Origin of the sequence: Streptomyces sp. NPDC059037, assembly GCF_042740015.1 — a bacterium.
In the GTDB taxonomy this organism is placed as follows: Bacteria; Actinomycetota; Actinomycetes; order Streptomycetales; family Streptomycetaceae; genus Streptomyces.
This window is the reverse complement of record NZ_JBHYIG010000150.1, coordinates 1-23,071: the sequence shown is the minus strand read 5'-3', so window position 1 is coordinate 23,071 and position 23,071 is coordinate 1. Positions and strand designations below refer to the sequence as shown.

Sequence of the window (23,071 nt, the reverse complement as noted above, 5' to 3'; positions counted from 1 at the left end):
GGGTGGGGGGGCGGCGCCCCCCCCCCCCACACCGTGATCACAAGCTCTTTAGTCGGCGTCCTTGTGGGCGAGGGTGAGTGGTAGGGATGCGACGCAGTGTGTGGACAGGGAGGCAATCCGGGGCAGTTCGGCGCGGCTCTGGTGCGAGGTGATCTGGCGCTGGCCCAGCAGCACCCGCAGGGCGACTTCGGTCTCGATCAGGGCGAGCGGGGCGCCGAGGCAATAGTGCACCCCATGGCTGAAGGAGAGGTGGCGCATATCGGCGGCCGGACGATCCACACGGAAGCGGTCGGCATCGGGCAGCGAGGGGGCGCGGCCGATCGCCGCCAAGGCGAACAGGATTGCTTCACCTTCCTGGATGGTGACGTCACCGACTTGGACGGTCCGCCGGGCGAACCGGAACATCAAGGTGTTCAGCGGAGAGTCGTAGCGCAGCGTCTCCTTGGCGACCGCGGCGTAGTCCACGGCGCCGTCCAGGGCCAGGCCCAGCTGATCCGGATGGTCGAGCAGATTCACGAGGGCGTTGGTGATGAGGTTCTGCGTGGTCTCCAAGCCGGCTATGAGCAGGAGGAACAGGGTTTCGAGGAGCTCTTGTTCATTGAGGTGGTGCCCCTCGTCGTGGGCCTGGAGCAGCGCCGAGGTGAGGTCTTCCCCCGGAGTGGCGCGTTTGCGTGCGACGAGTGCTGCGAGCGCCTCCGCGACGGCAGTCTGTGCGGCTTCGAACTCTTCCTCGGTGGTGTGGCTGTTGAGGAACCGGTCGAAGGCGTCGGCCAGCTTCTGCTGGTCTAACCGGGCGTCGAGGCCGATAAGTTCGCAGATGACCTCCATCGGCAGGCGGAAGGCGTAGCCAGCGCGCAGGTCGAATGTCTGGCGCACGGGCAGTTCGGCCACCAGCCGGTGGGCGATCTCCTCGATACGAGGAGTGAGTTCCGTGATCCGCTTGTGGGTGAAGGCGCTGGTGACCAGCCTCCGCAGCCGCCGGTGGTCGGCGCCGTCGTAGTTCAGCAAGGTGCCTGCGGCGATCACCTTCAGCAGCGGCCAGCGCTTCGGCACCAGCCCATCCCGGTAGGCGTGCCAGGCCTGGGGGTTCTTCACGAAGGTGTCGTCGTCATCCAGGATGGTCCGGGCCACCTCATAGTCGGTGACTGCCCACGCCGTCATGACGCGGTCCCCGGGCCTGCCGGGCAGCGCAACCGGCGCCACCGGCCCGGCCTTTCGCAGTGCAGCGCCTTCGGCATGGGGGTCCAGGGCGTCCAGGTCCAGGGCCGCGATGGGGGACGCGAGTGTCAGCTCCTGGCCGAGGCGGTCAGTTCCTGCAGCATCGTGTGCGGGAACAGGGAGCGAGAGGTCCATGCAGTGTCTCCAAGGGCGGTAGCGTCCGGCGCGAGAGGCGCGCCGCGGCGGGGGCTGGGGTCAAAGGCGATGGGCAGACTGCGCAGAGCCCGCACGATGACCGAAGGGCCCCAGTCCAGTGGTTGGTCGACGTCGTCGAGGTACGGGGCCCAGCAGCGGTGCAGGAAGCGTCCGATGCTCGTGCGGACCATGACCCTGGCCATTTGCTGAGCGGGGCAGGTGTGAGCTCCTGCTCCCCACGCCATGTGGGACTCATTGGTCAGGGTGTAGGCGTCGCGGTCCAGGCCGCGGGTGAGGGTCGGATCGGCATTGGCTCCGGCCAGACCCAGGACCAGCATGTCGCCCTGGGCGATGGCCTGGCCGCCCAGGACGACGTCCCGGCGCGCGTAGGCACCCGCCACGTTCTGGACCGGAGGGTTCTCCCACAGCGCCTCCGTCATGATCTGGTCGATGGTTGCCGTCCCGGCCGCGAGCAGGGAGTGCAGCCGCGACTTGCGCACCAGCTGCTCCATGACGTTGGCGATCCAGTTCGTGGCGGCGCCGGCCGCAGCCACAGTGGTCAGCCATGCCTGATTGACCACCTCCTGATCACTCAGGGGCCTGGTCGTCACGGGGCCGTGGGTGAGGAAGGAAATGAAGTCGTTCCTCGGCCGTGCGCGGCGCTCGGCTACGGCGCGCTCCAGGACTGTGTTGATCACAGCGTTGGCGCGCTGGGCGTCCTCGCGCCCGGCGAGCAGTTGCGCGACAGCAGCCATCAGTTGCTGGCCTGCCTCGGGGGGCAGCCCCATCAGGCTCAGCATGACCAACAGGGGCAGCGGCGCTGCGTAGTCGGCGATGATGTCGGCCCGGCCGCTCGCGCAAAACCGGTCGATCAGCCGATCGGCCTCTTGCTCGATGAAACGGCGGATCTGGCCCTGATCCGCCCGGGAGAGTCCGGCGAACAGGATGCTTCGCAGCCGACGGTGCTCATCCCCGCTCATGAACCTGGCGTTCTCCAGGTAGGCAATCTGCGGAAGCAGCGCCCAGTCAGCAGGAATGCGGTTCTCCTGCCACTCACGCCACGTGCGCGAGTCCCGGCTGAAGAGTTCCTCGCGGCGGCAGACTTCCGTGATTTCGGCGTAGCCGATGACCAGCCATGCCGGTACGCCGCCATCGAGCGTGACGGGCACGACGTTGCCATGTGCTGCCCGCATCTGCTCGTACAGGCCGGCAAGTTCGTCCGTCATATAGCGGCCTGTCAGGGGCATCCGGTCCGCATGTGCCGGGCAGTCCGGCGGAGGTAACAGCGGAATGGCACCAGCAGCTACGTCGTCATAGGGGTGGGACATCCCAACACCGTTCCTCAAGAGTCGGAGCCGTCGACGGCAGGACCAGGAGGTCATGCGCGCGGTCGCCATCGCTGGCTGGGTGAGCCGCGCGAGCGTGGCCGCCGATGGTGCAACCCGGTCGGACCAGATCTTGGTGCTGGAGCACCCCGACTGTCAACAAATGTAAACAAGGTGAGACGCGGTCCGGCAGATCTTCCGACTGCTCCGCCCCTGCACGCACGGTCCGGTGATTGAGTGCGCTTTGAGAAACTGTCGCGAAGCGGGGAAGTTCTTGAGTTCGCTCAGGTTGCTTCCCGAGATCCCGTCCGATCGAGTCGATTGGGCGGGATCTTGCAGTTTTCGGGGGTGCTGTGAGGGCTGACCGGGGCTGATCGGCAGTTTCCGGGGCTCTCGGGGCTGTCTTCCGGGGGTGGCCAATGCCGGGGTGCGCGCGATGGTGTGGCTGCGGGACCGGGGAGGTCTCGTGGCGGCGGTTCGTGTGGCTGTTCACTTCCGGATCATCGTGGTGTCCGGGGCGGAGGGCGTCCGGTCGGCTGGGGTCGAGGGGCATCAGGCCCGGTCAGGGTGTCGTTGTCGTGGGCGGTGGCCGGGAGGTGTTCGCCGCGGCTGGTCTGGCAGAAGGCGTCCAGGATCATCAGGTTCGCGACGGTTACCATGAGAGCGACCAGGAGGGTCTGGGCGACACGGCCGTGCGCAAGCCGGTTCTTCGGCTCCGAGATGTCGACCTTGCGCCCCTTCAAGATCCCGTTGATGCCCTCCGTCTGGGCCCTGATGACCTTGAACGTGCTGGACCAGGCATCGGTGAGGTAGGGCGGGTCCTGGCGGAACTTCTCCATCGTGCCGAGATCACCGGGGCGGATGGTGGTGATCACGGTGGGACGGGCGGCAGGGTGAGTGCTCCTTTCCCGCGGGTCGGTCAGGTCGATGGTCCGTGGCGGAGTGTGGACGGTGGCCCTGCGAGGGCAGTTGACGGTCGGCGAGGTGCCAGCGGCCGGGCAGGCGAGCCGGATCGCCCTGGTGCGATCGGGGCTCTGCTTGACGTGCAGGAAGTACGGCTTCCGGTTGACGATTCGCGTCGTGGTGGTCGTGTCCGGGCAGCGGGCCTCTCTGTCGTCCAGGCGGTGGGTGGCGTCCCTGAGGGCGGGCGGGATGAACGGGCGGGCTGAGTGCCGTCGATCATGACGGTGCCGCGGTGGGTGCCCTGGATGCCGCGCTGGTCCTGCTTGTAGTCGAGCGCGAGGCGGTAGCCCAGCTTGCGGGCGGGCAGACACGGGGCTCATGGCGTGCGCCTACGGCAGTACGACCCGAAGCCCGTTGGTGAGCAGGGCCACGGCCGCAGACAACTCGCGGGGCGTGGTCAGCGCACCCAACTGAGTGGCCGCAGCCGAACGGCTGTGCCCAGCAGCGGCATTGAGTGCCGCCTGAACGGCATGGCGGACGGTTTCCGTGACGCGCATCTGGACTTCGATGTCCTCCAAGTCGGCAGCTGTGACCTGCCCCCGCCCCATGAGGCGGTTGGTCCTGGAGGCGACATCGAGGGTCGTGAGCGCGTCGTCGTCCGCCGCGGGGGCGAGAGCGGAGAGGTTCGCGCCGCCGAAGGCAGTACGGAAGCGCGACGGACAGAGGGTGTGAAGGTCCATGGCGAGCTCTGCGGCGAGGCCGCGGACGGCTACCAGACCGTACGTGTTGGCCAGTTGCGTCATGAGTGCGAGCGCTGCGTGAAGCTCCCCCTGCCTGAGGGCCATAAGGTAGGCGTCGGTGACGGCGCGTATGAGCTTCTCGGGAATCGCGGTACTGGACACGGTGTTTTCCCCGTTCGGGTGTTCGGGTAGCTGCGCGTCGGCGAACTCGCCGGTGATGGGGTTGCCCCAATCGTGATCGGTCATGAAGGCGCTGCTCCTTGATCTTGCTGGGTACGCAGCTGGCTGGGGCCAGCAGAGAAACTGCCCGTGGAGCTGGCTGGTCGTTCCAGCACGGCCCCACCGGCAGGCGGGTGTTTCTTTAGCTCCCGAGCCGGCTGTGCCGGCCCAACGCTCGGGCTTCAAAGCGGGTCTTCGCACTACCCATCGTGGTCACTGAGGTCGATCACCACTGATTGGCCTGTCGCGGGGGCCGTCAGCAGTCCAGGAGCGGGCCGTAGTGGTGGTGGTGGACGTCGATGGCTTCCTGGATGTCGGCCTCGGTGAAGCCGCACGCCTCGGGCGAGAGCGTGCCGTCGTAGAAGTCGATGGCGATGTCCAGCAGCACGGCCAGCAGGTCCTTCAGGTCCCGGGGGGGGCCAAGGTCACGGTGTGGTGGGCGCTGCCGGGAAAGAGCCGCTCGGTGACGAGATGGGCCAGGCGGTGCCAGGCCGGATCCGGTCGGCCGAGGGGGTCGGCGCACAGGTGGCGGGCGATCGCGGTGGAGAGGGTGGCGACCGGCGCGGCGAGCATGACGTTCGGCCGACGGCGGTAGGGGGCCAACTGCGGGCTCCTTGGGTGTGGTCGGGCAGGACAGGACGTCGAGCGAGTCGAGTACTCCTGCGGGAACTCGCATCCCGATCCCGGCTTGAACGACCAGGTGTCTTGCGTACATGGACTGCAAGGAGCCAGGTCACGCTGTGTGTCAAACCTGCGTGGTGGTCCGCGTTGCCGGGGGGTTGGCACTCACGAACTGGAGGAACCAGTCGGGGATCTGCCCCAGCTCGGCGTGGTAGTGCGTCCAGATCTCCCGGACGGGAAGCCGACGCAGGCACCCGTCGGGCAGGACCATCTGACCGGTTACCTCCATGCTGTTCCAGCGGGGCGTAGCGTCGCCGTTCTGAAACCATCGGACGCGCAGCCTGACGGGCCGGACGGTCCCGCTGTCCTCGCCGTCCTCAACAATGAAGTCCGGGCCGCACCGCCCCTGCCATACCTTTTCGTACGTCCGCTGCGGCGGTTTCGCCGTCATCGCGTCGTCGTACTGCACCACCTCGTCGAACCGCTCCACACGCAGCGAAGGCGTGAACTGGGCGAGTACGGACGGCTGGTCGGCCGGCTGCTCCATGTGCTGCTTCCTTGTCTATGACGAGGCGGTCGGCCGCCCGACGGGTACCGCTGGGGGCCGGAAACGATGTCCTGGCCGCCAGGCCCACCTCCCCGTCCCCCATCGCTCGCGCGTGGGGGACAGGAACGTAGGCGGTTACGTGGGTCCATCCCCGCTCTACGGCAAGGGCGGTCCGGTGTGCGCCGTCGCGCAGGCCCTCGCCGGGCAGAACCACCACCGGCGGCACTTCGTGCGCACAGGCGTCGAGCCCAGCTTCCAGGGGCATCAACCGGTCCTCGGCGTCGTTGGCTTCCATCTCCTCCCGCGTGTGCAGGAGGCCGATCTCGTCGATCGGCACTCTCGCCCGGATCAGTTCGGTGCCGAGGTCGTCGTCCCCGTACAAGTCGAATCCGATGAGGTCGGCGGCCTCGCCGAGGGTGAGTGTCGTCCGCCAGGCTGCGCCCCACGTTGGCAGCTCAGCGGCGTGGATGGTCTTCACACGTCGCCCCCTTCTGGTGTGGTGTCTACGCGGAGCATCTGCTCGGTGCGCGGTGAGGGGCCGCGCGGGTCCCCTATCCCGTCCCGGCGGGGCAGGGCCACCACTCTTGGGGAAGCGGTGAGTTGAGTGCGGGGATTCAAACCCCGATCTCCGGATCCGTAATCCGGTGTCCTTTCCGTTGAATGACAGGAGCGAGCGCGCGTGTGGTGCGCGGTGGTGCGTACCCTCGGCGGGATTCACCCGCGGTCTCCCCCTTGAGAGGGGGGCGAGCGAGCCAACGGCGCGCCCTGCTTCATCGGCTCCCGGGGTTGCGGTCACCCCTCCTTGGGGTGTTCGTAGATGGGCTGAACGGTGTCCAGATCGATGACCTGGCCCACGCGAAGGGTGTTCAGTCCGCGTAGCATCGCGATTTCACGCTTGCGCTCCGCGATACCCGCTGGGCTCAGGGGCCGGCCGTCCTGCCTGAAGTCGCCCTCTTCGAGCATCTGCTCCAGCGTGTTCTTCCACTGGTCGACCTGGTACTGCTTGATCTTCTGCGTGCGGGTCATGGGGCAGTCCCCCCTAGAAGGGCGTGATGTGGGTTGGATGCTGTGCGCGATGGTGGAGTTAGGCGCGGGGGTTCAGTGCCATATGCCGGCGCAGGCTCTGGCCTGCGCCAGCGAGGACGTCAGTGACCTCCTTGGGAAACGTCACGTAGACGGAGTCGAGGGACGTCACCTTTTCGAACAGAAGCATCACGGCCTCGTGGCGCGGGATGCCCCGGCTCATGAGGTAGAACAGCTCCTCTTCGTCGAGCACTGGCTGCCCTCCGAGCGAGTTGAGGGTCGCTTCGGGATCCGACGCGAGCTCCATCGGGCGGTCGGCGACGACGTACTCGTGCGGCCACAGGTGCAGATCTCCCCGAGGCGTGGCGATGACCGCCTGCTTGGGGTATACCGTGGCGGCCTGCTTGCCGTGGCCGACGGCTATCGCGCCCGAGCTCAGCTGGTGCGGACGGGCACGCCACATCGACAGCTCAGGGACGCGGAACCTCGAGCGCAGCTCGGTCATCGGCTCCTCGACCACGATGATCCACGCGCCCTCCTCCGGGACGGCCTTGCCGTCCTGCTCGGGGAAGTACATTGACGGCTCAGCGCCGATGGAGGCGGCGATGCTCCAGACGTCGTCGGCGTGCTCCTTCATGGCGACAAGAGAGCGAATGTGCGGGGCGGCCTCGGGCAGAGAAGTCATGGGGTGCCTGTCTGTCAACGTTCGTTGGTGCGGATCAGCAGATCCGCGGGGAAGTCGCCGGCGTCGGGCGAGACCAGGGCGACGAGACCGTCGGTGCCGATCCTGACGATGGTCTCGGTGCGCCCGGCGATGCCATCGGCGATCGAGAGCGACCTCGCCGCGATGCGGTCCGTCGTCGCTCCTTCAGGGATCAGCACCGAGTCGCCGGCGCGCAGTGGACGGCCGAAGTAGCCGTGGACGGAGTCCGGTTCCGCGTCGGGGAGGGAGATCTCTTCGCACCCGGTGAGCTGTTCGAACACGGCCAGCGGGATGACCAGTGCTTCACCGAAGGTCACCTGGGTCTCGTCGGTGCTGCCGACGTAGACGATCAGCGGTTCACCGTCGTCGGCGAGCCGGGTCACCCGGCCGATCGCCAGGGACGAGCGGGACTCGTAGCCCTTGTCAGGCTCCAGAGCTCGTCGTCGTTCTCGTGCTCGGCCAGCCACTTGGCTGCCTGCACGGGCTCGTCGTCTTCGCGGTCGCGCGAGGCGTCCGCGAGGGCCCGCGGTACTGCGTTGTCCCAGGCAGCAGGCACAGCCCCGTCGACGATGTCGATGGCGCTGCAGACGTGTTGCTTGCGCTCAAGCAAGTCCGCCCGCTGGGCGCTGCGTTCCTCGAAGCGGGCGAGGTGCGCCGCGCAGCAACTGTCGAGCGGTCCGGGTTTCTCGGTGTCCCGGTAGGAGCTGAGGTACCGGTCGGTCTCGGCGGTTTTGTCGTACAACGCGTCGAGGGTGGCGCTCTGCTGGCGTTCGGTCAGCTCGATGCTGATGGTGGGTTGAGTGGCCGTCATCGCGAAGCCTCTTTGTGGTCGGACGCCACGCCCTCGGCACAGAGCCTGACGAGCATGTCCATGCGGTGCCCGCCCCACTGGACGGTCCGCTGCCCCTCCAACTTGACGGTGAACATCGGGGTCTGCTGGTAGCCGAGCTTCTCAGTGACGTGGCGGTAGGCGTCTGGTTGGCGGCCGATGCGTGTCCCGGCTGGTGCCCTGAGGGGCCTCATCGATGTCTTGCCCGGGGCATCGGCGATCAGCGTCGCCCTCCCGTCTGGCCGGTGGCTGCGACGCGTCTTGCTCGGTGCATCACCGGGACTCGGAAACGCCACTGCCTAGACGTCGATGGACAAGAGGGGAGCGGGCCGGGTGCACGAACAACCGGCCCGTTCCGGTATCGGTCCCGCCCCCGGGTCGGCTATGCCGACCCAGACCCCCGAGGCCAACGCCCGTAGGGGGCGAAGCCGAGAGGGTCACGCTGGGCGCGACGCATAGTGCTTGTTCCACTGGGCGAACGTCCGGCTGTTGAACTTGATCTGGTTGACGGCCACGACTGCCCGGCAGAGAGCCTCCTTGTGGCTGAACAGGCAGCGCGCCAGTCAGTTCTCGTTGCGCAATGACGGCGGCGGCTCGTATTCCCAGGCGCCGTCAGCAGCAAGGCACGCGCCTATGTGCACCACGGCCCAGAGGTCTTCGCCGCTCTCGGGGTCCATCCCGCGCCGGGAGACCCAAGGCTCAAAGTGCTCCATGCCGAACACGGAGGACTCGCGGTAGCCGATCGGCAGGATGCGGTACCCCGAGGGGTGATCTCCGAGCTGGGCGGCTCGGCGGCGGGAGCAGGAGTGTTCTCAGCGGTCGGTCTGCTCCGCCCCGGCTGAGTGACGCTTCGCGTCGGATCGAAGCTGATGGGGAGCTCCTGCGAGAAGAACTCTTCGAAGACCCGGGTGTTGTCGTCATCGGCGAGCCGAACTTCGATGACCAGGTCCTTGTCGTCGCCGAAGGCGGCGACAGCGCGGTGCAGATGGCTGGCCAGGCCCTGCATGGACTCGTAAGGGCTGGGCACATCGGACGCGGTGACCTTGGCGCTGCGCGAGAACGCGTGGCGCGTGCGTCTCTCCGGGACGATCACTCTGGGGTCGTACTCGCTGTACAGCCACTCGGTGCGCGCGGCGATCCGAACGGGCTCAGTGCGCATGCCGTCGGTCCAGCGTTCCTCGGCCGGCGGGCGGTACTTCTCGTGGTTGGTGACAGTCACGGCTTGTGCTCCTCTCCGGGCTGGCCGGTGTCGAATATGGCGCGGTCCATACGGTCCGCGATGTCGTAGTACGTGCGCGCCTCGGCGGCGTTGGCTTCAGTCTGCTGCGGGTCTGTCGAGGTCCGGGCGAGCTTGCTGTACTGATCGCCGAGGTCGCGGGCCCAAGCACCGCCGGACCGAGGCAGGGGTGCAGGGGCGGCGCTGGTGACGACGGCAGTGTCGTTGTTGGTGCTAGTCATGCGACGGCCTCGTATCCTGAGTCAGATCGGTGAAGCGACGCAGGTACTGCTCCTGCGCGCGGGATGGGAGCCATCCCGCGATGTCGATGCCCACGAGGGGCTCACGGCCCGACGACGGTGACGCTCTCATCGATCATCTGGCGCATCTCTTCGATGCGTGCTTGCTCGTCGGCGGTTACGGGCGTCGGGGTCAGGGCCGCGTCACTGACTCTTTGCAGTCGGCTGACGCCTCTTGATCGGCGTGCTGACGGCGGCGTCGACGACTATGGCGCGCACTGCGGTATCGGCGTCGTCGTCCGGGTCGGGCAGTAGCTCGGCCAGGAAGTGGCCTTCGTCGAGGCCCAGCTGCTCATCAAGTCGCCAACCGGTGATGTAGGCGGTGCCGGTGTGGCTCAGGCCCTTGACATCGTGGACGTGGTCTCCGGTATCGGTTTCCTCAGCGCGCTGCAGCTTGATCTTCCTCGCGTCGCGGTCGATCAGGATGACGAGCTTCATCGTCGGCTGGTTTGCAGGCCACCGTGCCTCGCTGCGACCGGGGGTCGGCCGCAACCAGTCGCGTGCCGCGGCGGACAGTGAGATCTGCGAACGCCCGTTCTCGGCGTGCGTGACGGTGATCTTGGCGGGACCCCTGGTACGACGGCCCTTGTTCGGGTTGGGGTGGTAGATCTCGAACGACATGAGGGGATCCTTCCGTCAGCGCTATTCGCGCCTGCTGATGAATGTCACGGGTTTGCCGCGCTCCTCGGCGTAGGCGACCTCGCCGCCTGTCGACTCCCCGACGCATCCGTCTGGGGCGACGACCAGCACTTCGTCAGCGAGATGGGGACCTGCCCCAAAGCCCAACGAACTTGCCCAAGTGGAACTCGTCGAGCACCTGTTTCTCGGTCCCGGTGATCTCGTCACCGTCGTGGGCGAAGGGGGCGGGCGCGAAGACGATCACGGTGATCGGCTCCGGTCGTGCGCGATGGTGACGGCCCGGCCGTGGGATCCCAGCGGGGCTGTTGAGTGAGTGCAGGTCAGACCCGCTCGGAGGCCCAGAGGTCGTTGAGGTCCTCGCGGATCTCTTCTTCCAGGGCAGCGAGGAGTGCCTGCTCGGCGTTGAAGTCTCCGGAGACGGCCTTGATGAGGTTGTCCTGGACCTGCTGCTTGCCGGCGAGCACCGAGGGCATCCGCTCGTCCTGCGTGCCCTTGGCGATGAGCCGGTGGATTGTCACCGGCTTCGTCTGGCCCGTGCGGAAGAGCCGACCGTTGGTCTGCAGGTAGTGCTCGAGCGAGAACGGCAGCGTGTACCAGATCATCGTCGAGCCGCCGTGCTGCAGGTTCAGACCGTGCCCCGCGGCGGCAGGGTGGAGCACCATCACCGGGATTTGCTTGGCATTCCACCGGCGGACCATGTCGCGCGAGCCGTCGAAGGCCTGCGCGTCGATGCCGGCCTTCCGGAGCCGCGTGAGCAGCTGCTCCTTGTCGGACTTGAAGTGATAGGCGATGAGCACGGGCTCGCCGCCGTTGTTCCGCACCAAGTACTCGGTCATCTCGATCTTCTTGTCGTGGATGACCTCGTACCGGCCCTTCGTGGTCGGGTCGTCAGGATCCGCGGTGTAGAGCGTGCCCGAGGCGAACTGCATCAGCTTGCTCGTCAGCACCGCCTGGTTCTCGGCGACGATCGATTCGACGCTCTGCGTCAGCTTCCCGTCGTCGTCGGTGTAGGTCTGCACGATGTCCAGGACCAGGTCGCGCTTGAAGTCCTTGTAGGCCTGGAGCAGGTCCGGCGGGAGCGTGACGTTGACGTCCTGAATGCTGAGCGCCGGGAGCTGCAGGTCCGTGTTCTGCGCGCTCATCACCAGGTGCGAGATGGCCTGATGGATCTCGGCCTCGGCGTTCGCCGTGGGGATCCACTTCGCCGGCGTCGTCGTGCCGGGCACCATCTTCGGCGTGAACCACCGATTGCGGTACGCGGTGATGTTCTGACCCAGCGTCTGGCCCTGGTCGAGCAGGTAGACCTGGCTCCAGAGGTCGTGCAGCGAGTTGTGCGTCACGACGAAGTCCTTCGTGACGAACAACCCGTCATCGGCGGCGACCGTGATGCACTGCGCTGGCGCGATGCCGATCGGCTCGATGGAGCGGATTGCCCGTTCCTTGATACGCCAGCGTGGCTGCCAGTTGTCTGCCTTCCTCGGCAGACGGAAGGGGTTGGCTGGCATGCCGAACGAAAGGGCGTAGTGCGGGCGCATCAGAGACGTGTGCCCCGGAGGCATCACCTGCGGCCCTTCCCGCTGCTCGACACGCTGCGTCACATACCCACCCAGTGAACGGATGAGGAATGCCACCTCTTCTGCCAATCGGGGCGAAGAGGTGCTGAACTGCGAGGTCGATCCCTGATTTGTCTTGCTGCTTCCGTCCGTGTCACAGAGGCCTCGCAGCAGTTCGATTCGGGTGGTCTCGTCGTTCCACAGGTACGTCTCGGGGATGAACTTCTCCCAGGACCTCAGACCACGGAGGTTGAGGTCACGCAGGGCTGTCTTCACCGGGTTGGGTACAGTGCCGCGGATCGGTCCGGGTAGGCTCCCGCCACGTTTGCCGGACGTGATGTAGTAGGCGCTGGCCTTCGAGTCAGATCGATAGCCCCTGTGGGTCAGCTGCATACCCCGGGGAAGTGCTACTTCGACGTACTGCCTGATCTCATCGTCCAGGGTGGTGAAGGCGATCGTGTGACCGATGTGCCCGTCGCCGAGGAGGACGCCCAGCAGGTACGGATCCAGAGGGACGTCCCGCGAAGGCATCTCCACCGGCGCGACTGTAGGTGTTGTCCATCGGGGAGCGCCGCCTTTGTCTGTCAGTCCGACCTCGACATTGTTTGCCCGGCTGCGGCTCCTTCTCTTCTTAAGATCGCCGGTGGCGATGACCAACGGGCCAAGGCCCTTGCCCCGGCGACTACGGCTGTTCACTGCCCAGAGGTGGTCCTCGGTGCAGTCGACGAAGGTGTCGTCGCTGAAGGTGACGCGGAAGATGGGCTTATCGCCTTGCGGCCAGACGCCCACGACTTCGGTGGCTTTGCCGTCGGATCCGATGACGCGGTCTCCGAGCCGCATGTCACCCATTGGCTTCCATCGGGTGGGAGTGAGGATCGGGGTGTCAAGGGTTAATGCGTTCGGCGCAGGCGTACCTGTCAGTTCGATGAGCCTGCTCATGGCAGGCCGCACCGTCGCCAGGGCAAGGAAGCGCTGCGAGTCGTGCGACTTGAAACCCTGGGACTCATCGATGATGACCGTCTGGAAGGGCCAGATGATGGTGTTCCGGCCGTTGATGTTCTGGACCGGCAGCTGGTCGACCAGACCGAAGCGGCACTGAGCGCAGCCTGCGCCGGAACAGGTTCGGCAGTCATAGGCTTCCCACGTCACCAGGGCCGACTTGAGCAACTCCTGAATCCAGGCGCGGATCTTGGCCTTGGCGGGGACCCGGTTGTTGGCGTTGCCGGCGACCAGAGCACGGTACTCGGTGATGGCCTCGTCTCGGCTCAGTGGCCCCCGTGCCTGGAGCAGACCCAGGATCGCCGTCGCCTCCGGCGAGACGGTCGGGGCAGGCACTGCGCCTGGCACCGCCGTGATCAGCTTTGTCTCCTGGGACGGCTGAGTCAGCAGCTCCTGGTTGATGAAGTACATCGTCGGCGGATCGGTGGCGACCTCCTGGAAGCGCTTCAGGCGCTTGGCCTTGGAGAGCTTCCTGTCGTCCTCGTCGACGATGAGCGACTTCGTCCGGATGGGGAAGCCCCACTTCTCGATCTCGTCGATCCAGGTGGAGCGGGCGATCGCCACGGGCGCGATGACGAGGATGTGACCCATCGGGCGGATCGTCTGCAGGACACTGAGGGTTGTGAGCGTCTTGCCGGCTCCGACGCCGAGCCACGCGCCCGCGAAGGGATGGTCAACGAGGAAGTCGTGGATCTGCTGCTGATGCGGCATCAGCGAGATCGGGGACGGAGCAGTAGCCGTAGTCATGTCGCTGGTCATCCCTTCTCCTCGGGTGAGGGTTCATTCGCTTTCTGCGGAGCCTCGGGAGCGATGTCGAGGTTCGTTCTGGTTACGGGAACCGACGCGGCACGATCGAGGTGGACTCGCTGACGCGAGCTCAGAGCAGCCACAGCGCTGAAGGGTCGCTGGCAGACCTCGTATCTGAACTCCCGTGCCTGGGGCGTGTGATCAGCTTCGGTCTCGGCTTCAGTCGCGCGTATAACGTCGAATTGCGGCTGAGCGGACTCGTCGAAAGTCACCTCCAGCGGCGTATCCGCGGGAATGCCGTAACGTTCCAGCGCCGCGTCCACGCCTCGCTGGAACGACTCCGGGTTCAACCGAATGTTCGCCGGGACGGGCACGCCCCGGTATTGCGGCTGCGGAGCATCCCGGCTGCCGAACCCAGAGCCCCACTCCCCGGCCAGAGGGCGCTCGCCGTAGGGGTACGCCATCGGCAGCGGGCCGTCGTTGTGCGTGCCCCACATCTTGGCCGTGTGCATGGTCGGAATGAGGGTCCCGGTCAGGCCCTGGCAGCGGTTGCAGGGGTAGTTGACGTACCGGATGTCCGTGTTCGCCCGCTGTCCGTCGCAGGCGGAGCATTTCCACGTACCGCACCGACGGCACGCGTAGCGAGGCTCGCTCACGACGCACCTATGTATCTGTGGGGCATGGTGCTGCTCTCTCTTGGTTGGGTGAGGTCCTGAGGAGGTTCGCGATGAAGTCGTCGACGGTCGGCTTGTCGTCGACGACGTGAACCTCGGCCCCGTGTCGGCGCAGCTTGGCGTGCGTGAGCCGTTGCAGCTTCCGCAGCTGGCCGCCGGGGCGCTTGACTTCGACGAACACGGTGCCGCGGGGAGCGACGACGATCCGGTCGGGCACTCCCCCGCGGGCTGGTGAGACGAATTTCAGGCACAGGAAGCCGTGCTCCCGGCACTGGCTGAGGAGGTATTCCTCGATGGCGCTCTCGTTCGTGCGAGCCATCAGCGCTACATCTCATCGTCCGAGGGAACCGTCGGCGCCCCGTACCTCAGCTGACCGGGCGCGACTAGCCGGAAGCCGGTGGAATGCTTGTGCATCCGGGAGACGCTGAGAGCCGAGAGCCTCGTGCCGTAGTGCGCCCGGATTCGGGCCCTGCCGCTCTGTACGGACACAACGACGACGCGGCGCTTCTTCTGCCGGGAGTCGAGGTCCTCCCAGATCTGGCCTGGGCGGACCAGGATGCCCTCGCGGGTCGTGTTCTCCTCCTGCTGGACCTGGGCGTCGTCGTCCTGGGCGGAGGTGTCGGTCGGCACGGCATTGGACACGAGCTCGTACTTCTTCAGGAACGAGTCAAGCTCGGTGATCGTCCGACGCTGCGCTCGATGATGGACCCGGCGCCGGAATTGGAAGGGTGAATCTACGTAAAGGACCTTGGTCAGGACCCTGTCGCTTTTGCGCCGCCAGCGCTGACCGGGCTGGACTGGTTCGGTCGTTGCACTCACGACTCGTCGCCTCCCTCAATGGTGCGGACGGGAAGTGTGGTCTGGAACATGACGTCTCTCGATTCTCTTGCCATGGCGAGCCAGACTCGCCTTCATCTCAAAGGCGACTCGGGCACCGAGCAGCGTCGTGTCGGCGCGGCCCGGCACCCTGCGTGTCCGATGGCGGTGCGGGGAGCTAATCAGGCGGCGTTCTTCCAGTTCTTGGTGAACGTCTCGTTGAGTATCTGGGTATAGATGTCGAGATTGAGCGCCCCGATGAGCGGCTCGACCCGGGAGGCGGGCAGCGTACGAAGGTCGTCGTTGACGACGACCACCGACCAGCACGGGTCGATGCCGTTGATCCGGCGGATCACGACGTCCTGGTCATCGGGCAGCAGCGTGAGGCCGTCGGAGGTGCTGGCTTCGCTGCGGTTCTTCGCCCACCCGTGGTGGCGCAGGATCTCCAGCGCGATCGGGTCACGTCGCACCCCAGCACTGCCGGACTCGCGCCGCTTGCTCTGGCTGGCCGGGGTCACTTTCCATGCGCCGGCATTGTGCAGGCTCACGGCACCGATGGTGCCGCCGCGGACGATGAAGACCCGGTTGACCATGTGCAGGGCCCGCGGGTTCACCAGCTGCGCATTGGTGTCCTCGTTGTCGTCACGGTCGGGCCCGGCACTGACCGGATCGGCGGCGAACGGGTAGGTGATTTTGACACGTGAGGCGGCGAGGACGTTCTGGAACAGCAGCAGCGTCCGCACAGGATCGGCCGGGTCAATCGCCTCCTCGATCATCTTCCGGCCCAGCACGGGATCGAATGGCTCGGCGAGAGCCTCCTCTCCCCTGCTGGCGACGGTCTGCAGGTAGCGGGCCAGGGCGAAGTCGATCACGGCCGGGTGGGCCAGCGACTTCGTCGGAGTAGGACCCGCGTGGCAGGCCAGCGTCCCGCCGGAGGCGCTGATGATCGGGCTGTCGGCGACGCTCCGGTCCTCACTGGGCGACTCCAGCTCGAGCCGGTTGTTCGAGTCCTTGCTGATGAGGAACATCAGCTCCGGTTCGATGTCGATGCCGATGGCGGCCTGCTGCTCGGCGAGCACCCGGTTGTTGGTCGCCGCATCGAAGCCGTTCTCGCCGCCGACGACGGAGTAGAGGCCGTCGGTGTTCGTCGAGATGATCCGCGCGCCGGCCAGCGTCTGGGCCTGCCCGATCCGCCAGCTGAACAGCTGGCCGATGATCCGCATCGAGATGGTGCGGTTGTTCATCCTGATTGGGGTCCGGTGCGCGGCGTCGGCAGCTCCAGAGGCCGAGTTGAGGATCAGCTTCGTGCCGTTGCGCAAGGTCGTGAGCCCGGCCTTCTCCTCGGCGGAGATCCCCGGCTTCTTCATCTCGAAGCCCAGGCGCTCCTTCTCGAAGAAGATCGTCGTGTAGCGGTCCTCGCCCAACTCGGGGTTGTAGAACGCCCTCATGTTGCGCAGCAGGTTCGGGTAGTAGCTCGTGAAGTCCTCGTGGACGACGAGGCCTGCCGAGGTCCGTGCGAACCTCGGGTGCAGCTTGGTGGACATGTCGGCCTTCGCAGTGAACAGCGCGGGTGCCTTCTTCGCCGGCTCATCGCGATAGACGGCCCTGGCCGCCGAGGTGACGGCCAGGACGACCTTGCCGTCGAGCACGGTCCCGTCGGTCAGGCACACGTGCATCGCCTCGGCGTCCGGACGCTGAGTGTCCAGCAGCTGGGCCGGATCCGGCACTTGGGCCTGCGCACGCGCGAGCTGCCCAGCCTGGTCCGGGTCGTCCTTCTTCGGCTTGCGGTACCTCACCCTTTTCGGGTCCGAGCCCAGCAGCACGAGCCGCTTGTCGACGGCCGTGCCGTCGGGCAGCGCGAGCAGGTTGTGCTGGCGCCTGGCCTCGGCGACGAAGTCCCTCGCCTCCGGGTACAAGAGCTTGGCCAGGCCGATCATGGCTGCCTGTTCCCGGTGCTCGAAGGAGTCGGCGTCGAAGACTGTCATGTCCGCTTCCGCGCCATGAATGCCGCCTGTGCTGAACGTGGCGAAACACGACGACGGGGAGGCGTCACGGTGGAAGTAGGGCACATTGTTCGGCGCCTTCGGCAGCTCGCGCAAGGACTTGGCCGGGAGGTCGAACAGGTCGCGGTACTCCTCGGAGTCGTTAAAGTTCTGTCCCTCGATCGAGCGGTAGTAGTTGACGACCTGCATGAACTGGCAGTGCGCCTTCGCCTGTGCTGGCGTCGCGGCTGAGTCCTTGGCAGGGTCGAGGGCCACGTTCTTCTCGAAGAAGCGCACGCACTCGTCGAGCACGTTGACCTGGGGGATGCTCTGCTCCTCTGCCACCTCCTTGGCCGGATAGAGGAACGACACGGCCTCCATGTCGTTCAGCGAGGTGTACGGCGCGAGGATGCGGCCGACGAACTTTGCCGAGGACGAGTCGATGGTCAGACGGTCCCGGCGCACCGAGCTGTTCTTGGCGTAGACGGTCTCGGAGTACTGCGCCAGCAGGCCGGCCTTGAGGTCGAAGTTGCTGGCGTAGGCCGGGTGCTGGAAGAGCTGGGCCAGACCCAGGCAGTCGGAGACATTGTAGGCCAACAGCTCGTACAGATCCTCGATCGTGGCGATCGAGGTGTCGTGGCTGAGCTTTTCGGACTCCTTGATCTGGCGGCCGAGCATCCCGAGCAGGCGTTTGAGGCTTACCTTGGTCTGCAGCTCGTTGAGACGGGCGACGTCCAGGTGCCGGCCCGAGTGCATCATGGCGCGGCGGATCTTGGCGGCCGGGCCGTCCCAGCCGAGGTAGCCGGGCATGTACTCGATGTGCTCGTTGAACAGCTTGTCGTTGTGCTCGCGCATCTCGCGCGCGGTGGTCGGCTGGACAAGACGACCGGAGTGCGGAGCCGGGAAGGTCTCCATCAGGTACAGCGCGAGCATGGTCATGTCGTAGTTCAGCGAGTTGTACCCGGCCAGGAACGGGTGTTTCAGCGGGTCGTACTCGGGATCCGTGTCGCAGACCGGGCGCAGGCTCGCCGGATAGGACGAGATCTCACTGCGGTCGTTGACCTGGTCCGCGTTCGAGAGGCCCATCAGCTCGGCGAGGCGGAGGTTGCCCCGCTCACCACGCAGGTTCCACAGCTGGATGCTCACCGCGGGCAGGCCCGGGTTGGAGCGCACCACGGCTTCATAGAGTGCCTGCGGGTCCACGGCGTCGGCGAGCTGCTGGTCGTCGGCGAGGAAGAAGATCTCCAGGTCGTCGACGGCTCTGCCGGGCTGCGGGGTGTAGGCGCACAGGGTGAAGATGTCCGACAACGACTCGATGTCGTAGAAGGCGAAGCGCGCCTTCGAGGCCGTGACGGGTGTTCGCTGTGCGGTCATGGTGGGGATCTCCTTTCGTCAGTCCGACCATCCCGGCCGGTGTCTGTGGAGGAGGCGCGCGTGGCCTCAGAGGGAGTCGTGAGGAGAGCGCCGGCGCGGGGTATTCATGCGCCGGGACGCCTCACTCATGAGCCGGGCCTGCCCGCGGTGAGCGTCGTGATCTGCGAGCGGACGATGAGGTTGGTGATCCGCCGCTCGCATGCGACGTCGGACATCGCCGTGGTCAGACGGCCTTGAGCCAATTCGAGGTGCAGTTAGGGCGGTTACGGGGTGCGTCGGTGACGTTGACGATGCGTCCGGGGATGGCTCGCATCACTGATCACATTCTTCGGAAGTCATTTGTAGTGCGACTGCACCGAATTCCACTGCGAAGTTTTCGACGGCTCGCTGCGCCAGTTCTTCGACGCTGCCGAATCCGGCCCGACTTAGGCGCTCGAAGGTATCCAGGGTGCGCCCGTCAAGCTCGATTTCGATTTTGCGCACTGCTCTCACGCTTTCTGTGGACGGCGGCGGGCGGTGTATTCGGTGGGTGCATCAGTTCTGTTCGTCAGTGGTGTCGTCGGTCGGAGTGGATGCGCCCGTCTGCCGGAGCAGTCCGCGGTAGTTGGCCTGCAGCGTTGGCTGGGACTTCTTCTTCGGATCGCTGCCGGTGTAGCTCGGGTGCATCCACTTCTTCAGCTCGTACTCGGCGATGAGCACCTCGGGGTTACTCATCATCTGGCCGGGCCGAATCTTGCGGTTCTTGTCCGGGCAGTGCCACAGGGCATCCGGCCGGACGATCGCCACGAGGTCCGTGATGAACTGCTTGTTGCTCACCGGGGAGCCTGACGGCGAAACTTCGGCGAACCAGGCCTTGTACAGGTCGTAGAGGAACGTGAACGGTGCCAGGTCCCAGACCAGCCGCCCGCGGAACTCTTCCCAGAAGGCGCGCACGGGGTCGTTGGCCTCCTTGTACTCGGCCAGGACTGCCTTGGTGGCCACCGGCTCTGAGAGCTGGTAGTAGTCACCCGGAGATGACGCGCCGGCGCGGTTGACCGCGTACCAGAAGACGTACTCCAGGACCTCGTGGCGCTGAAGGTAGTCGTCCTTGATGTACTTCTTCTCGGCTCCGGTGAAGCTCTTGGTGAAGGGCACGAAGAGCTGCCGGCGGTAGAACGACTCGGACTTGTCCTTCACGCGCGGGAACTCGTTCAGGCACTGGACCATGAAGCCGAAGAACTGGTAGGCGATCGGCATCCGGTACTTGCGGTTGATCTGGATGACGTCGTTGGTCACGATCGCCTTCAGGTTGGCCGCCTTGTCGATGAAGGTGCCGACATCGTTCTCGTCGACGATGATCGCGTTGGCGCGCACCAGCGGTTCGAGCGCGAAGTCCTTGCCGAAGTCCGAGAGGGGAATCGAGGTGTGCGCGCCGCTGCCAACGAGGTTGCGCATGAGCGCGCAGAGCGTTCCCTTACCGTTGTTGCCCTGCTCCGAGTAGAACCAGGCGGTCTTGCCCCAGCGCACGTGCGGCCGGATGATCGCGCCGATGATCTCCCAGATCAGGTCGGCGAGGCCCTCGTCACCGGGCTGGTCGAAGAGCTCCTCAATCCAGGCGACGACTTCCCAGTCTCCGTCCTCAAGGTGCGTGATGACCTGCTGCGGGGCGTTGCCCACGTAGTCGACGTCGTTCTTGGTCAGCAGCACGATGGCGGGGTCGAAGGGGTGGACCTGCTTGGGCTCGAAGTGGAAGTCCTTGCCGAAGATCGTGACGTCCAGCGGCTCGGTGCCGTAGAAGACGATGCCGTTGCGCGCGGCGATGAAGTCGCGGTTCGTGCTCTGGTGCCAACGCGGGCCGTCCTCGCGCAAAACGGCCAGGACCTCGGCGAACTCCTTGAGGGTCAGCTGAGTGTTGTACATGCGCGCCGTGGTGCGGATGTCGTCCTCGCTGGTGGTGTACGTCCCGCGCGCGCGGCCCGCGGCCTGATACATCGCCAGCAGGTCGTACTCGCGGTCGGTGTCCTTCGCGTTGGGCGCGATGCGGATGACGTGGTGCAGACGCAGGAGGATTTGCGCGACCTGCCAGTACGTCAGATATCTCGGCAGGGGGTACTTCTCGGCGGCCGCGGCCGCCTTGAAGTTCTCGGCCTTGATGACGCCGCCCACGATCGCCAGCAGCTCCTTCTCCAGCACGCGAGGCGTCGGAGGATCGGTCGGGTCGATCTGGTCGAGGTAGGCGGCGGTGACGTAAGTGACGATCTCGTTCTGCGGAGCCATGTCGTCGCGGTTCGAGAAGTACCCCATGACGCTGGCCAGGACGTCGGCGACGGGGTTGGTGCGCGGTCCGGCGCTGGAACCGGTGGCAGGTACGCACATGAGGGCATCAGGAGGCGTCATGTTGCTGCTTTCTCGATCGTGATCGAGTCCCTGTCGGCGATACGTGGGAAGCCGATTGGACTCGTAATCGAATGGAACGCGATCTTGACCCTACGCCATCCGAGTGCCCTTCTGCAACGATTGAGCTGCCAGTCAATAAGAGAGCCGACTGAGGTACAAACGGTCACCAAAGGAGGTTGCGAAAGGGCTGCCGACAGGGACTGGAGAGGGCGCGCGACCGCCACGGCCATGCCATACGCGTCGCAAGCCCGGGCGGGACGTGAGAATCCAATGGCTCCGTTGGGCGTATGCCCCCACGGAGCCACTGGCTTCTCATGCTCGACCACGCGCCCGCGGGCGGGGGGTAGCGCCCCGCCAGCGGTCGAGGGGCCGGGGGGTTATTATGACCGGCGAGCCCCCGGCCCCCACAGCATCGACATGAAGCGCTCCAGGAGAATCCCGACGGCCGCATACCCTCTAGAGGCATCCGAGCGTGTACCACTTGACGTGGTACACCTGTTTTCCCAGGTCAGAGCAGGAATTTCGGGAGTTCAAGAGCAGGGTGTACCACGTGGCACTCTCTACGTGGTACATATATTTACCCAGGTCAGGAAGGGTTTACATACCCCCTGTACCACTTGTACCAGGAAATAGAGCCTAGATACACGCGCAGGGGGGATAAGAGAGCAGACTGGCGAGCTGGGGCTGGAGCTGCCTGGATCGCCGTCGAACGCGCCCCTATGTAAACGGTCAAAAACACGTGGTACTCGCGGTACACGGGCGGGAACCACTGACTGACCAGGCAAAACGGCGTACCACGTCGGCGCTCCCACGTGGTACACCCGAAGCGGGGAAGAGCCTCGCGGTACAGGTGTTTGTCCAGTTCAGAAGCGATTTCAAAGCTGTACCACGTCTCGTGGTACAGCCGTCAGCCCGATGCTCCCCCGGCGACCAAGTCGAGGCAGACTTCCGCGCCGAGCCGCCGTGCGGCCCCCAGGCGGCGCGGCCGAGCCTCAGCGGGACTGGAAGCCGCATGGAACACTCCCCGGCGTCCCGAGGCTCACAGAAGGCTCCTGACACGTCCTCGTGGCGCTAGTCAGAACTCCGTCCGAGTCGTTCATCCATGAGGCTCCACTCGACGCGAGAGGGCATTTGACTGGCATTTGCTGCTCATTGCGAGTTATCCACGACAGCTGCTATCGTTGACGCCAGGTGATCGATGTTGCACTGGAACGTGAAAACAGAGAGGCCGGAGAGCATCCCCGTGGGAAGGGAATTCTCCGGCCTCTTTGCATGTACTGATGAGTGCGAGGCGTGGAAGGCGCGCATCACCCCGGGGTGACCGTGCTCCAGCCTCACTGGTATCCCGCATTGGGGGACTCGGGACTGCGGCTACGGGATCGCTCGTCTGCTTCGACGACGTAGAGGATCTCGTAGGAAATCGTGGTGTTGAGGTTGAGCCGGTTCTTGCTCTGGCTCTTCTTCATCGTGATCTTGCGGAAGCCGCGAACGGCCTCAGCGCGATCGAAGAACCGGCGCAGCCTCGAGTTCACGCGCTCACAGGCCTGTTCGGCCGTGACGCCCATGTCGGAGACGACGAAGACGTGCGTGTGACCGCGATCGAAGGTGGGCTTCTCACCAGTGTCGAGGTCCAGACGGATCTTCGCACGGCTGATGTCGAGCGTGTCGGGACGGACGAGCTGTCCTCGTGAGTCGTACGTGCAGGTGCTGACGATAGCCATGATGAGATCCTCTCCTCTCCTGGCGAGTATGACTGAATAGTTACTTTCAGTCACACCCCCGGTGGCCGGATCACCCGGGTCACCACGAGCATGCCCTCTGCACGAGGGACCGGCGGCTGAAATGCCGCCGGTCCCGCACGGAGGGCACCATCGTTTTTCTACAAGAGGCTGAGGACCTCGCTCACTGCATCGCGGACGCGTCCTTACCGCCCGGGGGGGCGGCCCGGGCCGGGCCCCCGCCCGCCCCCCCCGGCAGGCCCCAAGCACCACCCCCCCCGCCCCCGCCCCACGAACCCGCCCCAACCGGGGGGGGCCCGCGCGCCGCGCGCCCGCGGGGGCGGCGGCGCCCCCCCCACCCGCGCCAGGTTAAAAAAAAGAATCCACCCGCCCCAAAAGACCAGGTTAAAAGAGT

General features: G+C 65.9%; 23 protein-coding genes and 1 tRNA gene. All 24 read right to left on the bottom strand.

Features of this window, described 5'->3' with window-relative positions:
• Window positions 1-48 precede the first annotated feature (48 nt).
• A complete protein-coding gene (locus ACFWY6_RS27250) occupies window positions 49-1,353 on the bottom strand; it encodes a cytochrome P450 (RefSeq protein ID WP_384695446.1) in 1,305 nt (434 codons plus the stop codon).
• Window positions 1,287-2,579, bottom strand: coding sequence for a cytochrome P450 (locus tag ACFWY6_RS27245; protein ID WP_384695443.1), 1,293 nt, complete (start codon window positions 2,577-2,579; stop codon window positions 1,287-1,289). The genes ACFWY6_RS27250 and ACFWY6_RS27245 overlap by 67 nt, the downstream gene beginning before the upstream one ends.
• 599 nt (window positions 2,580-3,178) lie before the next feature.
• Entirely contained in the window at window positions 3,179-3,553 is a 375-nt protein-coding gene (locus tag ACFWY6_RS27240; protein ID WP_384695440.1) for a hypothetical protein, read from the bottom strand.
• A 417-nt stretch (window positions 3,554-3,970) separates the two neighbouring features.
• The gene (locus ACFWY6_RS27235; protein WP_384695437.1) at window positions 3,971-4,567 is read right to left on the bottom strand and encodes a hypothetical protein; all 597 of its coding nucleotides are present in this window, start codon (window positions 4,565-4,567) and stop codon (window positions 3,971-3,973) included.
• A 229-nt stretch (window positions 4,568-4,796) separates the two neighbouring features.
• The gene (locus ACFWY6_RS27230; protein ID WP_384695435.1) at window positions 4,797-4,928 is read right to left on the bottom strand and encodes a hypothetical protein; all 132 of its coding nucleotides are present in this window, start codon (window positions 4,926-4,928) and stop codon (window positions 4,797-4,799) included.
• A 14-nt stretch (window positions 4,929-4,942) separates the two neighbouring features.
• Window positions 4,943-5,143: a hypothetical protein gene (locus tag ACFWY6_RS27225; protein ID WP_384695432.1), complete on the bottom strand. Its 201-nt coding sequence runs from the start codon at window positions 5,141-5,143 to the stop codon at window positions 4,943-4,945.
• Window positions 5,144-5,285: 142 nt separating this feature from the next.
• Entirely contained in the window at window positions 5,286-5,708 is a 423-nt protein-coding gene (locus ACFWY6_RS27220) for a hypothetical protein (RefSeq protein ID WP_384695430.1), read from the bottom strand.
• A 601-nt stretch (window positions 5,709-6,309) separates the two neighbouring features.
• Window positions 6,310-6,374: transfer RNA gene (locus ACFWY6_RS27215), tRNA-Arg, on the bottom strand.
• A gap of 126 nt (window positions 6,375-6,500) precedes the next feature.
• Window positions 6,501-6,734 carry a hypothetical protein gene (locus tag ACFWY6_RS27210; protein ID WP_384695427.1) on the bottom strand — a complete coding sequence of 78 codons (234 nt, stop codon included), beginning with the start codon at window positions 6,732-6,734 and terminating at the stop codon, window positions 6,501-6,503.
• 58 nt (window positions 6,735-6,792) lie between these two features.
• Window positions 6,793-7,416: a hypothetical protein gene (locus ACFWY6_RS27205; protein WP_384695425.1), complete on the bottom strand. Its 624-nt coding sequence runs from the start codon at window positions 7,414-7,416 to the stop codon at window positions 6,793-6,795.
• A gap of 14 nt (window positions 7,417-7,430) precedes the next feature.
• Window positions 7,431-7,817, bottom strand: coding sequence for a hypothetical protein (locus ACFWY6_RS27200; RefSeq protein WP_384695422.1), 387 nt, complete (start codon window positions 7,815-7,817; stop codon window positions 7,431-7,433).
• Window positions 7,814-8,245, bottom strand: a complete 432-nt coding sequence (locus ACFWY6_RS27195; RefSeq protein ID WP_384695419.1) for a hypothetical protein — start codon at window positions 8,243-8,245, stop codon at window positions 7,814-7,816. The genes ACFWY6_RS27200 and ACFWY6_RS27195 overlap by 4 nt, the downstream gene beginning before the upstream one ends.
• Entirely contained in the window at window positions 8,242-8,457 is a 216-nt protein-coding gene (locus tag ACFWY6_RS27190; RefSeq protein ID WP_384695416.1) for a hypothetical protein, read from the bottom strand. Before ACFWY6_RS27190 ends, ACFWY6_RS27195 begins: the two co-directional genes overlap by 4 nt.
• A 437-nt stretch (window positions 8,458-8,894) precedes the next feature.
• Complete coding sequence (locus ACFWY6_RS27185) at window positions 8,895-9,482, bottom strand: hypothetical protein (RefSeq protein WP_384695413.1); 588 nt, start codon at window positions 9,480-9,482, stop codon at window positions 8,895-8,897.
• A complete protein-coding gene (locus tag ACFWY6_RS27180; protein WP_384695410.1) occupies window positions 9,479-9,721 on the bottom strand; it encodes a hypothetical protein in 243 nt (80 codons plus the stop codon). Before ACFWY6_RS27180 ends, ACFWY6_RS27185 begins: the two co-directional genes overlap by 4 nt.
• Before the next feature lie 201 nt (window positions 9,722-9,922).
• On the bottom strand, window positions 9,923-10,399 hold the full coding sequence (locus ACFWY6_RS27175) for a hypothetical protein (RefSeq protein ID WP_384695407.1): 477 nt from the start codon (window positions 10,397-10,399) through the stop codon (window positions 9,923-9,925).
• A 338-nt stretch (window positions 10,400-10,737) separates the two neighbouring features.
• On the bottom strand, window positions 10,738-13,728 hold the full coding sequence (locus ACFWY6_RS27170; protein WP_384695404.1) for a helicase-related protein: 2,991 nt from the start codon (window positions 13,726-13,728) through the stop codon (window positions 10,738-10,740).
• Window positions 13,725-14,228 carry a hypothetical protein gene (locus tag ACFWY6_RS27165; protein WP_384695401.1) on the bottom strand — a complete coding sequence of 168 codons (504 nt, stop codon included), beginning with the start codon at window positions 14,226-14,228 and terminating at the stop codon, window positions 13,725-13,727. The genes ACFWY6_RS27170 and ACFWY6_RS27165 overlap by 4 nt, the downstream gene beginning before the upstream one ends.
• Before the next feature lie 151 nt (window positions 14,229-14,379).
• Window positions 14,380-14,709, bottom strand: coding sequence for a VRR-NUC domain-containing protein (locus ACFWY6_RS27160; RefSeq protein ID WP_384695398.1), 330 nt, complete (start codon window positions 14,707-14,709; stop codon window positions 14,380-14,382).
• Window positions 14,710-14,714: 5 nt separating this feature from the next.
• The gene (locus ACFWY6_RS27155; protein ID WP_384695395.1) at window positions 14,715-15,209 is read right to left on the bottom strand and encodes a hypothetical protein; all 495 of its coding nucleotides are present in this window, start codon (window positions 15,207-15,209) and stop codon (window positions 14,715-14,717) included.
• A gap of 179 nt (window positions 15,210-15,388) precedes the next feature.
• Complete coding sequence (locus ACFWY6_RS27150; RefSeq protein WP_384695392.1) at window positions 15,389-18,562, bottom strand: hypothetical protein; 3,174 nt, start codon at window positions 18,560-18,562, stop codon at window positions 15,389-15,391.
• A gap of 312 nt (window positions 18,563-18,874) precedes the next feature.
• Complete coding sequence (locus ACFWY6_RS27145) at window positions 18,875-19,045, bottom strand: hypothetical protein (protein WP_384695390.1); 171 nt, start codon at window positions 19,043-19,045, stop codon at window positions 18,875-18,877.
• Between the two features lie 51 nt (window positions 19,046-19,096).
• Window positions 19,097-20,938, bottom strand: a complete 1,842-nt coding sequence (locus ACFWY6_RS27140; protein WP_384695387.1) for a phage/plasmid primase, P4 family — start codon at window positions 20,936-20,938, stop codon at window positions 19,097-19,099.
• Between the two features lie 1,334 nt (window positions 20,939-22,272).
• Window positions 22,273-22,659: a hypothetical protein gene (locus ACFWY6_RS27135; protein ID WP_384695384.1), complete on the bottom strand. Its 387-nt coding sequence runs from the start codon at window positions 22,657-22,659 to the stop codon at window positions 22,273-22,275.
• Between the last annotated feature and the right edge of the window lie 412 nt (window positions 22,660-23,071).

Coding starts and splice junctions, on each gene's coding strand:
- ACFWY6_RS27250 (WP_384695446.1), bottom strand. CDS start 1,353: ATGGACCTCTCGCTCCCTGTTCCCGCACACGATGCTGCAGGAACTGAC.
- ACFWY6_RS27245 (WP_384695443.1), bottom strand. CDS start 2,579: ATGACGGACGAACTTGCCGGCCTGTACGAGCAGATGCGGGCAGCACAT.
- ACFWY6_RS27235 (WP_384695437.1), bottom strand. CDS start 4,567: ATGACCGATCACGATTGGGGCAACCCCATCACCGGCGAGTTCGCCGAC.
- ACFWY6_RS27220 (WP_384695430.1), bottom strand. CDS start 5,708: ATGGAGCAGCCGGCCGACCAGCCGTCCGTACTCGCCCAGTTCACGCCT.
- ACFWY6_RS27210 (WP_384695427.1), bottom strand. CDS start 6,734: ATGACCCGCACGCAGAAGATCAAGCAGTACCAGGTCGACCAGTGGAAG.
- ACFWY6_RS27205 (WP_384695425.1), bottom strand. CDS start 7,416: ATGACTTCTCTGCCCGAGGCCGCCCCGCACATTCGCTCTCTTGTCGCC.
- ACFWY6_RS27195 (WP_384695419.1), bottom strand. CDS start 8,245: ATGACGGCCACTCAACCCACCATCAGCATCGAGCTGACCGAACGCCAG.
- ACFWY6_RS27190 (WP_384695416.1), bottom strand. CDS start 8,457: ATGAGGCCCCTCAGGGCACCAGCCGGGACACGCATCGGCCGCCAACCA.
- ACFWY6_RS27180 (WP_384695410.1), bottom strand. CDS start 9,721: ATGACTAGCACCAACAACGACACTGCCGTCGTCACCAGCGCCGCCCCT.
- ACFWY6_RS27175 (WP_384695407.1), bottom strand. CDS start 10,399: ATGTCGTTCGAGATCTACCACCCCAACCCGAACAAGGGCCGTCGTACC.
- ACFWY6_RS27170 (WP_384695404.1), bottom strand. CDS start 13,728: ATGACCAGCGACATGACTACGGCTACTGCTCCGTCCCCGATCTCGCTG.
- ACFWY6_RS27165 (WP_384695401.1), bottom strand. CDS start 14,228: ATGCACACGGCCAAGATGTGGGGCACGCACAACGACGGCCCGCTGCCG.
- ACFWY6_RS27160 (WP_384695398.1), bottom strand. CDS start 14,709: ATGGCTCGCACGAACGAGAGCGCCATCGAGGAATACCTCCTCAGCCAG.
- ACFWY6_RS27150 (WP_384695392.1), bottom strand. CDS start 18,562: ATGACCGCACAGCGAACACCCGTCACGGCCTCGAAGGCGCGCTTCGCC.
- ACFWY6_RS27140 (WP_384695387.1), bottom strand. CDS start 20,938: ATGACGCCTCCTGATGCCCTCATGTGCGTACCTGCCACCGGTTCCAGC.
- ACFWY6_RS27135 (WP_384695384.1), bottom strand. CDS start 22,659: ATGGCTATCGTCAGCACCTGCACGTACGACTCACGAGGACAGCTCGTC.